Consider the following 12,399-nt stretch of genomic DNA (forward strand, 5'->3'; position numbering starts at 1 on the left):
GAGATGCGATAATATACGCGGTGATTGGAATTCGGAATTGGTTACTGGTGACTGGGGACTGGTGACTTGGGTCTGGTGTATGGTGACTGTCGACTGGTGACTGGTGACTGGTGACTGGGGACTGGTGACTGGTGACTGGTGACTGGTGACTGGTGACTGGTGACTGGTGACTGGTGACTGGGTAAAAATGACTAATAACTAATGACTAATAACTAATGACTAATAACTAATGACTAATAACTAATGACTAATAACTAATAACTAATAACTAATGACTACTAACTAATGACTACTAACTAATGACTAAAATCAGCTTTTCGAGATAAAAATCGGCCAAGTCTGAAACTATGATTACAGATTTTAGTGAAGTTTGAATGAATTATATATAAATAAGTGAAATCGCTTAACCGATCCTTCACAAACTCGCTCAAGCTAGGTAATTGTTAATTGGTGATTCAATTTTAGATTTTAAATTTTAGATTTTAGATTGTATTGAGATTTTATTTCTCTGACTACAGCCTCAAATCTCCACACTAAAAACTAAAATTGCCTTAACCAGTCAGTTCCCAGCACCAATTAATTATCCCATTAGTTACTGTATCTTTTGTGAAAAATATCGTATTTTTTCTTGATGTGATTTTTACATTTCTTTACTTTCAACTGTCACATCTATGGTTAACAATAAGAGGCACTATCACTGAGCAATGTATAAATTACAGATTTAGCTTGCTTTTTTGAATTTTGGTTTGTTGAATGGATGATCACAACTGAGGAATAAACAGTTTACAACATGATTAACAACAACTATTTCCAGTGATTTGAGGATCAATGAGTAGAATTTCTAGATATGGCAAAACAATGATTAAGGTAATAAATTTGCTAAGATTAAGATATTGTTTGAAAAAAATAGTGGCAATATTATATAATTACCTGGCTTTACAGGAGCAACTAAGCAACAAAACTGTTTAATAATTTGTTTTTTAATTCCTATGAATCTAGAAAATAAAACTTCAAAAACCTTTGCCCTGACTACACCTCTCTACTATGTAAACGATGTTCCCCATATTGGTAGTGCGTACACCACAATGGCAGCGGATGTAGTAGCCAGATTTCAACGCTTGTTAGGAAATCAGGTACTGCTGATTACCGGTACAGATGAACATGGGCAAAAAATTCAGAGGTCAGCAGCAAGTTTAGAAAAACCACCACAGGAATTTTGTGATCAAATAGTACCGAGTTTCATCAACTTGTGGCAGGTTCTAAATATTCAATATGATCGCTTTAGTCGCACTACCGCTTTAAACCATCACGCGATTGTAAAAGAATTTTTCCAAAGAGTTTGGGAAAATGGCGACATTTACCAAGGACAACAAAAAGGCTGGTACTGCGTATCCTGTGAAGAATTTAAAGAAGAACGAGAACTGTTAGACGGCAAACGCTGCCCTATTCATACTACCAAAGAAGTAGAGTGGCGAGACGAGCAAAATTACTTTTTCCGGTTATCCAAGTATCAAACCCCGCTAGAGGAATTTTACCAGTCTAGGCCAGATTTTATTCAACCTGCCAGTCGCCGTAATGAAGTCCTCAGTTTTGTCAGTCAAGGTTTACAGGATTTTTCCATTTCGCGGGTAAATCTGGATTGGGGTTTTCCTGTACCTGTAGATCCTCAACATACCCTTTATGTGTGGTTTGATGCTCTGCTGGGTTATGTAACCGCATTATTAGAACCAGATGCAGAACCAACTTTAGCGAATGCTTTAGAAAAATGGTGGCCGATCAATCTCCATCTGATTGGTAAAGATATATTGCGGTTTCATGCAGTTTACTGGCCAGCAATGCTGATGTCAGCCGGTTTACCATTACCGGAAAGAGTATTTGGCCATGGATTTTTGACTAAAGATGGTCAAAAGATGGGGAAAACTCTGGGTAATACCCTTGATCCTGTAGCCTTAGTTGAAAGTTATGGTAGTGATGCCGTTCGTTATTACTTCCTTAAGGAAATCGAATTTGGCAAGGATGGAGATTTTAATGAAATTAGGTTCATTAATGTTCTCAATGCAGATTTGGCCAATGATTTAGGTAATTTGTTGAATCGCACTTTGAACATGGTGAAGAAATACTGCGCTGGTAAAGTTCCATCAATCGCTCCAGAAGTTATTCCCGCTGAGAATGCTTTAAAAGCGATTGGTTTAGGGCTGGGGGAACAGGTGAAACAATCTTATACAGCTTTAGCTTTCAATGAAGCTTGCTACGTTGTGTTGTCATTAGTTCAAGCCGGCAATAAGTTTATAGATGAACAAGCACCTTGGACATTATATAAACAGGGAAAACAGGAAGAAGTGGAAGCGGTGCTGTATACGGTTCTTGAATCAGTAAGACTAGCAGCTTATCTCCTTTCCCCAATTATTCCCAACATTAGCAGCGATATTTATCAGCAACTAGGCTGGGGAATCAATTTTAACAATCAAAAAGAAAGTTCAATGGTTGCACCTTTTACTACCCATGCAACATGGGGCGTACTATCAGATAAACAACAGTTGGGTACACCTCAACCAATTTTTAAACGGATAGAACTACCAAAAAACAATTAACACTTTCCATTTTTGATTGAGTGTAAAAACCTAATCGGGGGCCTACTTTGTTTGTTGGCCCCGGAATTTATCATAAGCCAATCTAGCAAGAGCGTAAAAGTTAATGATTTCTATCGGCAATAACATGGATAACAACCGAGGTATGACAATGATGTTGAATAATTTGGAAAATGACTCGATTTTTTCGCCGGAACAGGTTTTAGAAAATCGGGGTCGGGTGGCGATATTTATTGATGGCTCGAATTTATTTTATGCGGCTTTACAGTTAGGAATCGAAATTGATTATACTAAGCTTTTGTGTCGATTAACTGGAGGTTCTCGACTATTGCGGGCTTTTTTCTATACTGGTGTAGACCGCACAAATGAGAAACAGCAGGGATTTTTGTTGTGGATGCGTCGCAATGGTTATCGAGTCATTGCTAAGGATTTGGTGCAGTTACCGGATGGCTCAAAAAAAGCTAACCTAGATGTGGAAATAGCTGTGGATATGATGGCGTTAGTCGATTCCTATGATACCGCAGTTTTGGTGAGTGGTGACGGCGATTTGGCTTATGCTGTAAATTCTGTCAGTTATCGGGGTGTCAGGGTTGAAGTGGTGAGTTTAAGATCGATGACCAGTGATAGCTTAATTAATGTGAGCGATCGCTATATTGATTTAGAAGCTATCAAGGAAGATATTCAAAAAACACCCCGTCCAGGTTATCCCTATCGACCATTATCTAGTATGGGATTCTTGGACGATCCTAGAGATAGTCAAGGACATTTAGAAATTCCAGAATAATGCAAAATCCACAAGGCGGGAATCAGCGGAGAGAATGTTCACAACTTCAGAGGGGAAGTAAATCTCACTCCCCCCGCTTCTATTCTTATATTTTACAAATGCTGAGAAATTTCTCTTATCTGTCTTTAATTTTATTATTGTTACTTGGCTTATATTCTTGCGGAAATCCATCTTCTGTAAAACCAGAACAGGAAAGTTCAGCTAACCAAAATACAGATAGTAAGTTAACTTTTTTCGGTGTGGCTTTAGAACAGTTTGATGAAGAAGGTAGACCTATTTGGAAAGTCCAAGCTCAACAAGCCAAGTATACCAAAGAAACAGAAATTGGTGAAGCCCAAAATCCCCAAGGCGAACTTTATCAAGATGGCCAAATAGTTTATACAATTAAAGCCGAAACAGCCGATATTAAGCAAGATGGTAAACAACTGTTACTCAAAGGTAAAATTCTGGCTATAGATCCACGGAATGGAGTAGTATTACAAGGTAATGAATTAGAATGGCGACCTGAAGAAGATTTATTGATTGTTCGTAATCAATTTAATGGTAATCATAAACAATTAAAAGCCACAGCACAGGAAGCAAGAGTAAAAACCCGTGAACAGCGAATAGAATTTTCGGGAAAAGTCGTTGCTATATCAGGTGATCCGCAATTACAAATGCGAACTGAGCAGTTAGTTTGGCTTCTTAAAGAAGAAAAATTAATTGGCGATCGCCCTATCGAAATTGACCGTTATCAAGATAATAAAATAACTGATCGTGGTAGAGGAAATGGTGCTGAAGTCAACCTAAAAACTAAAGTTGCTACTCTTAAACCCCAAGGCCAATTACAGTTACTAAATCCACCGATGCAGATAATTAGTAACTCAATGACTTGGAATATTAACCAAGAAATAGTGAGAACAAATGCCCCTGTGCGTGTGGTTCATCAAGCTGAAAATGTCACTGTAACTGGCAATAAAGCAGAAATGAAAATACCAGAAAAAACAGTTTATTTAACAGGCAATGTAAATGCCGTGGGCAAAAAGAGTCAATCTTTAAAATCAAATCAACTCACTTGGTATTTAGAGAAAAAATTATTAGAAGCACAGGGAAATGTAGTTTATCGTCAAGTTGAACCACCATTAAACTTTCAAGGTACAACAGCAGTCGGTAATCTGGAAACAGAAAATATTGTTGTTAAAGGTGGTGGTTCGGGTAATAGAGTCATCACAGAAATTATTCCCCAAACTGGGGACTGGTGACTGGTGACTGGTGACTGGTGACTGGTGACTGGGTAATCAATTTTATTTTTCCCAATTACCAATTACCAATTACCAATTACCAATTACCAATGACTAACCTCTATAAACAATTTCATTACGACTGGGTACACCTAATTTTGGTAAAGAATTTTTAGGTGAATGGGGAGTCAGGGCTGTAGGAACACCAGTATATACTTGTAATTGTTTCACCAGATGTTGTAAAAGCTGATCTTGTTCAGAGCGAAAACTGGGGACATTGTAACCGCGATTGATAATAGCAAACCAGACTAAACCGCGATCGCGTGTGGGTAAAACTCCTGCTAAAGCACTGACATCGCTGAGAGTTCCAGTTTTCATCACAGTTGCCGAGGGCATACTTCTAAACTGCATTGTGCCACGATTATCAAAGCCAGAGGTAGGGAACAAATCAGCTAAGGTCAAATTATGGGCGGATGCTTGGCGTTGTAGTGCCATAAACATAGCACAGACGGCTCTAGGGGAAATTTTATTTTCTCTTCCTAAACCAGAACCATTAATTAATTGAATTTCCGACTGTGGAACCATAGCTAGTTGAGCAGCAGTAGATTTAACTACATTTGCCCCTCCCACTGATTGAGCTAACATCTCAGCTATGTCGTTGTTACTGTAAACATTCATCTCTTTAATGAGTTGATGTAGGGGTAAAGAAAGATGACGTACCAGTAAAGTTTGTTTAGGGTTAGGTTGTGCTGTCACCTGCACCGTACCATTAATTACTACTTGGGGTTTAGGTGTTCCCTTGGGCATTCGGGAATATTGGTAAATTACAGAACGATTCCAACTTTTGTGGTTTAAAGCTTGTTTGAGTAATTGACCTGCTGCGGTAGGATTAGTATAGAAATTCATGGCAAAATTGCCAGTAATTACCAAATTTCCCTTGACTTGCTTAATACCGATTTTATTGAGAGCATTACCAACAGCGATCGCTTCCTCTCCGACAAACATCGGATCACCACCAGCAGTAATCACCAAATCACCCTGTACTACCCCATTAACTATAGGACCTGTAGCACTAATCAAAGTTTCAAATTGATGGTTTGGTCCCAAAATTGTAAAAGTTGCTAATGAAGTGGCCACCTTAGTTAAAGATGCTGCGGGTAGAGGAATTGTACCTTGGTGATTAGCCATTAACATCGGACCCGACTGCAACCAAACTCCCTGTTGCTGGATCAGATTTTCCGTTACCAGCTTAGAAGTCATCAACTCCTTGAGATATTCCTGTACTGTCATAGCTCCGGCTGGGTTGGGATCAGGTGCAATAACAAAGCCAGGACTACTTTGCCAAGCCAATGCTTGTAAAGCATTTACAGGTTGGATTTTGACTCCAGCCATATCGAGCCAAAGTGAAACCAAACCTGAACCTAATAATTCCAGCATATTTAATTCCTCTATCTTTTTTCAGATATCTAATAATTGTTTGCAGTGTTGGCATATTATGCCTTTTAATTCCACTTCTTACTATCTGGAAAACTTGCCACCAGGAAAACTCAATCATTAGTCATTAGTCATTAGTCATTAGTCATTAGTCATTAGTCATTAGTTATTAGTTATTAGTTATTAGTTATTTTTATCCAATCACCAGTCCCCAATCACCAGTCCCCAGCGATGCACTGAGCTTGTCGAAGTGTCCCCAATCACCAATCACCAATCACCAAATTACTTTCTTTCTGGATGGGCTGTTTCCTCTGGGGTAGGAATACCTAACTTATTAATCGCTGCAATCATCTGATACAAACGCCCCAAATCTCTTTGATTGAAGTATAAAACAAGGCGGGGTAAATCAGAGGTTTCATCTTGACCTTCTTGAGGTAATACCTGACTTTTTTCAATTTTGCCTTGAACCAGAATGTCTTTAAATTCATTATTTAATTGTTCCACCAATTCATTTGATAACTCGTGTCTGAGACGAATCACCAATAGATCACCTACGTAGCGGCTAGAGTGATAAACTTGGTAAAAACGGGTAATGGCATTGCAAGCCACCTCTAGATTATCTGTAACTGTGTACAGACTAGGATCTTCTGGACTCACAAGACCTTTTGCCACCAATTGCTCATCAATATATTTACTCCAAGAGTGCCAATAATCACCACCAGGAGGATCGATGAGAACCACAGGAACAGGACCGAATTTACCTGTTTGGCTTAATGTCATACATTCAAAAGCTTCATCTTGAGTGCCAAAACCACCGGGAAACAAAGCTACAGCATCACTTTCTTTGAGCAAAAAGAGTTTGCGGGTAAAGAAATATTTAAAGTGAATGAGTTTAGGATCACCTTCAATAAAAGGGTTAGCCTGTTGCTCAAAAGGTAACTGAATATTTAAACCAAAAGAATTGTTTCTTCCTGCACCTTCTTGGCCAGCTTGCATGATACCACCACCACCACCTGTCATCACCATAAATCCTAGTTGAGATACAGCGCGAGCAAATTGAACTGCCATTTGGTAATCAGGGGTTTCTGGTGCTAAACGAGCAGAACCAAAGATAGTAACTTTGCGAGTGTGTCGATAATCATAAAAGAGTTGAAAGCCTCTTTCCATATCTGCTAAAGCCGCAGACAGTATCTTCCAATCAAGACGATCAATTTCACTATCAGCTAAACGAACTATGGTAGCAAGTGCCTGCTGGATAAATTGCCGATGTTTTAAGGTCGGTAGACGATCTATTAATTCAGCAATATCAGCTTGGAGGGACTCTAGTATTTCAAAGGACTCTTGAGAGGTCATGAGAACTGCCACAACAATGGCATTATATTTTATGTGAACTACCTACGCTGCCGCAAGCGGAAACATTTACCCAAAAGGGGTTTGTATAATTTAGGTGGTCATAGGGTCAAGATTTTTCCGGGTTTCCCAAAAATCATCAATTGCAAATTGTCTGTCTTGTTGTGCAGAAAGTTTTCTAGAGACGCAAACTTTGCGCCTCAGAAACCAATTAACAAATACTTACCTAAAACACGACAAATCAATTAAATTTGTAAGCAGTTGAGGTTTAAAGATGTTTTTCCAAAGTGGTAGCCAAGGTAGATTTAGGCACAGCACCAACTACCATATCCACTTTTTGTCCATCTTTAAAAATCATTAATGTGGGAATGCTGCGGATACCATACTGACTGGCAACTTGAGGGTTTTCATCAGTGTTAACTTTCACTACCTTGAGTTGACCTTCATACTGACTGGCGATTTCCTCAACCACAGGAGCCACCATGCGACAAGGACCGCACCAGGGAGCCCAAAAGTCAACTAAAACGGGTACTTCGCTATCTAGTACTTCCTGCTTAAAACTAGAATCTGTAACTTGTGCTGCTGCTGACATTCCTAACAACCTTTGCCTATTATATTTATGAGTTTAGTGAAAATTCTACCATAGCAAAAACATCAGCTTGGGAGTGAAGGATGTACATTTGCAAAGAAGCTATGGAATTTATGGATAATTATAAGGAACCGCCCGAACATTAGTCCGGGCGGAGTGTGGTGTGAGGAGTGAACGGAAACATTTGTCTCCGCTATTTCTATTGTAGGCTACAGTTGGGATTTTTCCAGTGATTGTTTAGGTTTGCTGGGAAAAAATTTTTGTTTGAGGGAACAGGGAACAGGGAACAGGGAACAGGGAACAGGGAATAGGAAGTAACATATTATTCTTCCCAGTCACCAGTCACCAGTCACCAGTCACCAGTCACCAATCACCAATCACCAGTCACCAGTCACCAGTCACCAGTCCCCAGTCCCCAGTCCCCAGTCCCCAATCACCAATCACCAATCACCAGTCACCTATTTATTTACCCATACCCAACTGTTGGGCTTTTTGGTAAACTTTGCCTTCTGTCAACAGAGAGGGAGCAATAACTACTTCTACTTGCTGCATTTCTTTTAGGTCTTTTGCTCCTAATGTACCCATGCTGGTTTTTAATGCGCCAAGCAGGTTGTGAGTACCATCATCTAATGCTGCTGGACCTCTGAGTATTTGTTCTAGAGTTCCAGTTGTACCCACACGAATACGAGTACCACGGGGCAGCACTGGGCTAGGAGTTGCCATTCCCCAATGATAACCCCGTCCTGGGGCTTCTGCGGCTCTGGCAAAGGGTGAACCAATCATTACGCCATCAGCACCGCAAGCAATACATTTACAAATGTCGCCACCGGTGATTAAACCACCATCGGCAATGACAGGTACGTATTTGCCCGTTTCTTGATAAAAGTCATCTCTGGCAGCGGCACAGTCGGCAACTGCTGTGGCTTGGGGTATACCCACACCTAAAACCCCACGGGATGTACAAGCTGCACCGGGTCCAATCCCTACTAACACTGCGGATGCACCTGCTTTCATTAAATGCAAGGTGACTTGATATGTAACGCAGTTACCCAAAACTACGGGAATAGGCATAGACTGGCAAAACTCTGCTAAGTCTAAAGGTTTCATAGACTCTGGAGAAAGGTGATCTGTAGAAACTACTGTAGCTTGGATAAAAAATAAATCAGCCCCAGCTTTAGCTACTACTTCACCATATTTGCTTGCTCCTACCGGTGTTGCACTAACTGCCGCAATACCGCCTTGTTGTTTAATTTCCTGAATACGTTTTTCAATGAGTTCGGGCTTGATCGGTTCGGCATAAAGTTCTTGCATCAGTCCCACAAATTCATCTTTGCCCACTGAAGCAATGCGATCTAATATCGGATTTGGGTCATCATATCGCGTTTGAATACCCTCTAGGTTAAGAACTCCTAAAGCTCCTAACTGGGATAGACGCACCGCCATACCAACATCTACTACACCATCCATTGCACTAGCAATAATGGGTATTTCTCGTTCAATATTACCAATTTTCCACTTTGTATCCGCTAGACTCGGATCTAATGTTCTGTTACCGGGGACTAAAGCTATTTCGTCAATGCCGTAGGCTCGGCGAGCCATTTTTCCCCGCCCAAGTTGAATTTCCACTCTTTCATTTTTCTCAAATCTGTTTAAGCTAGGGTATCAAATTGTGGGGATTTTGGCAGAGATTTTTTTAAATTTAGGAGTTCAGGAGTTCAGAAGTTCAGGAGTAAGGAGTTTAGGAAAGAATATAACTTTTGCCTTTTGCCTTCTATTCCCTGTTCCCTGTTCCCTATCTCTTTGTAGATTGAATTTTATCAAAAATAGCACCATCATCAAAAAATTTCTTCTGCACAGCATCCCAACCACCTAAACTACTGACTGTATAAAGTTTGCTGATTCTGGGAAATTTATTTTGTACTTCTTTGGTTACAGTTGGGTTAACTGGTCTAAAACCAACTTTGGCAAATTCTCTTTGGGCTTCTGGTGTGTATAAGAATTTGACGAATGCTTCTGATACTTCACGAGTTCCGCGTTTATCTACGTTTTTATCAACTACTGCTACGGGTCCTTCTATGGAAATATTCGTGGAAGGTACTACATAGGATGTATCTGTTTTGCCTTGTTGTGCTGCTAAAATTACTTCGTTCTCATAGTTGATTAGTACATCACCTTGATTTTTTTTGAAAAAAGCGTCACTTGATTCTCTGGCATCTTTAGGTAATACTACTACATTTCTAAATACCTGTTGCACAAAGTTGAAGGCCTGGTTTTCGTTGCCTCCATTTTGTGTTATTGCACCCCACAAGGCCAAAAAATTCCACCTTGCACCACCAGATGTCTTGGGGTTAGCCGTGACTATTTTTACTCCCGGTTTGATTAAATCATTCCAGGTTTTGATGCCTTTAGGATTACCTGGACGCGTTTCTAATGCTACCACTGAACGGGTAATTATTGAGTTGTTGGGCGCTTCTTTTTCCCAACCACGGTTAATTAAACCTGCTTGTTCGATTTTTTTGGTATCCAAGGCCAGGGCTAATGCTACTACATCGGCTGGTAAACCATCAATGACTGCGCGAGTTTGAGAACCAGAACCACCATAGCTTTCTCTAATGACCACATCCTGACCTTTTTCCCGTTTCCATTTGGCTACAAACTGCGGAATGATTTTGCTGTAAGCAGCTTTTGTTACTGCGTAAGTCACCAAGGTAATTTCTACTTTTTTGCTCTGTTGACTAATTAGGGTCTTTTGAGTTGTAGTCCCGGCAAATACGGGCAATAACGTATTTGTACTAAAAGTAATTGCTAAAACTACGGTTGATGCAGTTTTTACGGGCAAAAATTTTGCTGCTTTCTCAAAATTGTATGTCATTGGAGATTTTTCCTTCGTCCTTAAATAAACTACGGTAATTCGATAGGAATAATGTAATTGCTTATAAAAACAGAGCTTATCAGATGCAATTGCGAAAATCAAGACGTAAAATACAAAAAATCTATCGGTAAACAAGTGTATTTATTTATATAATAAATTTGTAAACTTTGTATAAAGTAAAGTTATAAATAATTCTCTTATATGCAAATATTTAAATGTGATCAAAGAGAGATGACACCGGAATCTGCTATAATCCCCATATTTTCTATCGAAAAAGTGCTGTTTTACTCTTGCGTTCATAACCCATATCTGCAATTATCTTGTATTATGTTTATTAAATCCCGTAATCCTATCGGGTAACTGTAGATTTTGAGGAAAAGAAATGAGTTGGTGGCAACGCGCACTAAAACAATTACAAAGTAAATTAAGGGTAAATTCACTTAAAAGTTTTTTATCCCTATTTGTAGTGGGAATATTCTTGGGTTTGGCAGTTGCAGCTTGCTCTGGGACAAATGAGGGTGGTTCTACTCCAGGTAATTCGGCTACGACAAAACCAAAAAATGTAGAATTAACTTTGGTATCTTTTGCTGTCACCAGAGATGCGTATAAAGCCATTATTCCTAAATTTGTCGCAAAATGGCAACAAGAGCATAACCAAACGGTTACATTCAAGGAAAGCTATGGCGGTTCTGGTTCTCAGACTCGCGCTGTTGTTGATGGTTTACCAGCAGATATTACTCACTTAGCGTTGGCATTGGATACCCAAAAAATTGAGAAAGCAGGTTTAATTCAACCAGGATGGGAAACAGAAGTTCCCAATAATGGTATTGTTTCATCATCTGTAGCTGCATTGGTGACTCGTGAAGGCAACCCCAAAGGTATTAAAACTTGGGCAGATTTAGCAAAAAATGATGTTAAACTGATTACTGCTGATCCGAAAACATCGGGGGTAGCACGGTGGAATTTCTTAGCTTTGTGGAATTCAGCCATTAAAAGTGGAGATGAAGCAAAAGCTGTTGAATTTGTGACTACTGTTTACAACAATGTGCCTGTTTTGACTAAAGATGCCCGTGAAGCTACAGATGCCTTTTTTAAACAAGGTCAAGGAGATGCTTTAATTAATTATGAAAATGAAATCATTTTGGCGCAGCAAAAAGGTTTGAAGGTCAACTACACTATCCCTGATGTGAATATTTCCATTGATAATCCTGTGGCAGTGGTAGATAAAAATGTTGATCAAAATGGTACTCGTGAAGTAGCAGAAGCATTTGTCAAATATTTATTTACCCCAGAAGCACAACAGGAATTTGCTAAAGTTGGTTTTCGACCTGTTGATGAGACGGTAGCTAAAAGCAAAGAATTTTCTGAAAAATATCCTCCAGTGAAAAGTTTGAGTACAGTTCAAGAATTAGGTGGTTGGGATGCTGTGCAGCAAAAATTCTTTGCTGATGGGGCTATTTTTGATCAAATTCAACAAGCTAAAAATAAGCAGTAATTAGTTAGTTTCAGTTATCAGTTTAATCTCATGTTTTGGGAATTTTGAATTGGGAATTTTGCATCAT

Annotated in this window: 8 protein-coding genes and 1 pseudogene; 4 read left to right on the forward strand and 5 right to left on the reverse strand. The window is 39.4% G+C overall.

Going from position 1 to position 12,399, the window contains the following annotated elements; translation table 11 throughout:
• Positions 1-989: 989 nt before the first annotated feature.
• The 3 genes from metG (at position 990) to lptC (ending at position 4,613) form a co-directional block, all read left to right on the forward strand.
• Entirely contained in the window at positions 990-2,591 is a 1,602-nt protein-coding gene (gene metG / locus FFR48_RS01965) for a methionine--tRNA ligase (RefSeq protein WP_137666184.1), read from the forward strand.
• A gap of 151 nt (positions 2,592-2,742) precedes the next feature.
• Positions 2,743-3,372: a LabA-like NYN domain-containing protein gene (locus FFR48_RS01970; RefSeq protein ID WP_096572612.1), complete on the forward strand. Its 630-nt coding sequence runs from the start codon at positions 2,743-2,745 to the stop codon at positions 3,370-3,372.
• The gene (lptC, locus tag FFR48_RS01975) at positions 3,372-4,613 is read left to right on the forward strand and encodes an LPS export ABC transporter periplasmic protein LptC (RefSeq protein WP_137666185.1); all 1,242 of its coding nucleotides are present in this window, start codon (positions 3,372-3,374) and stop codon (positions 4,611-4,613) included. Before FFR48_RS01970 ends, lptC begins: the two co-directional genes overlap by 1 nt.
• Positions 4,614-4,706: 93 nt before the next feature.
• On the opposite strand, the gene FFR48_RS01980 is transcribed toward lptC, so the two are convergent.
• The 5 genes and pseudogenes from FFR48_RS01980 to FFR48_RS02000 form a co-directional block, all read right to left on the reverse strand.
• Positions 4,707-6,029 (reverse strand): D-alanyl-D-alanine carboxypeptidase, encoded by a 1,323-nt coding sequence (locus FFR48_RS01980; RefSeq protein ID WP_137666186.1) that lies wholly within the window; start codon positions 6,027-6,029, stop codon positions 4,707-4,709.
• Positions 6,030-6,308: 279 nt separating this feature from the next.
• The gene (locus FFR48_RS01985; RefSeq protein WP_096566729.1) at positions 6,309-7,379 is read right to left on the reverse strand and encodes an LOG family protein; all 1,071 of its coding nucleotides are present in this window, start codon (positions 7,377-7,379) and stop codon (positions 6,309-6,311) included.
• Positions 7,380-7,644: 265 nt separating this feature from the next.
• Positions 7,645-7,983 (reverse strand): annotated as a pseudogene (gene trxA / locus FFR48_RS01990) (thioredoxin); the annotation flags it as partial.
• 444 nt (positions 7,984-8,427) lie between these two features.
• On the reverse strand, positions 8,428-9,591 hold the full coding sequence (locus FFR48_RS01995; RefSeq protein WP_137666187.1) for a GuaB3 family IMP dehydrogenase-related protein: 1,164 nt from the start codon (positions 9,589-9,591) through the stop codon (positions 8,428-8,430).
• A 166-nt stretch (positions 9,592-9,757) separates the two neighbouring features.
• A complete protein-coding gene (locus FFR48_RS02000; protein ID WP_137666188.1) occupies positions 9,758-10,837 on the reverse strand; it encodes a sulfate ABC transporter substrate-binding protein in 1,080 nt (359 codons plus the stop codon).
• A gap of 382 nt (positions 10,838-11,219) precedes the next feature.
• Between FFR48_RS02000 and FFR48_RS02005 the strand changes: the two genes are divergently transcribed.
• Positions 11,220-12,332 (forward strand): sulfate ABC transporter substrate-binding protein, encoded by a 1,113-nt coding sequence (locus tag FFR48_RS02005; RefSeq protein ID WP_137666189.1) that lies wholly within the window; start codon positions 11,220-11,222, stop codon positions 12,330-12,332.
• Positions 12,333-12,399 lie beyond the last annotated feature (67 nt).

The sequence above is a fragment of the Sphaerospermopsis reniformis genome, assembly GCF_005402885.1.
Lineage (GTDB): Bacteria > Cyanobacteriota > Cyanobacteriia > Cyanobacteriales > Nostocaceae > Sphaerospermopsis > Sphaerospermopsis kisseleviana.

What these genes read in the sequence shown, in the direction of transcription:
- FFR48_RS01985 (WP_096566729.1), bottom strand. Translation starts at nt 7,379, where the DNA reads ATGACCTCTCAAGAGTCCTTTGAAATACTAGAGTCCCTCCAAGCTGAT.
- FFR48_RS02000 (WP_137666188.1), bottom strand. Translation starts at nt 10,837, where the DNA reads ATGACATACAATTTTGAGAAAGCAGCAAAATTTTTGCCCGTAAAAACT.
- FFR48_RS01980 (WP_137666186.1), bottom strand. Translation starts at nt 6,029, where the DNA reads ATGCTGGAATTATTAGGTTCAGGTTTGGTTTCACTTTGGCTCGATATG.
- lptC (WP_137666185.1), top strand. Translation starts at nt 3,372, where the DNA reads ATGCAAAATCCACAAGGCGGGAATCAGCGGAGAGAATGTTCACAACTT.
- metG (WP_137666184.1), top strand. Translation starts at nt 990, where the DNA reads ATGAATCTAGAAAATAAAACTTCAAAAACCTTTGCCCTGACTACACCT.
- FFR48_RS02005 (WP_137666189.1), top strand. Translation starts at nt 11,220, where the DNA reads ATGAGTTGGTGGCAACGCGCACTAAAACAATTACAAAGTAAATTAAGG.
- FFR48_RS01970 (WP_096572612.1), top strand. Translation starts at nt 2,743, where the DNA reads ATGTTGAATAATTTGGAAAATGACTCGATTTTTTCGCCGGAACAGGTT.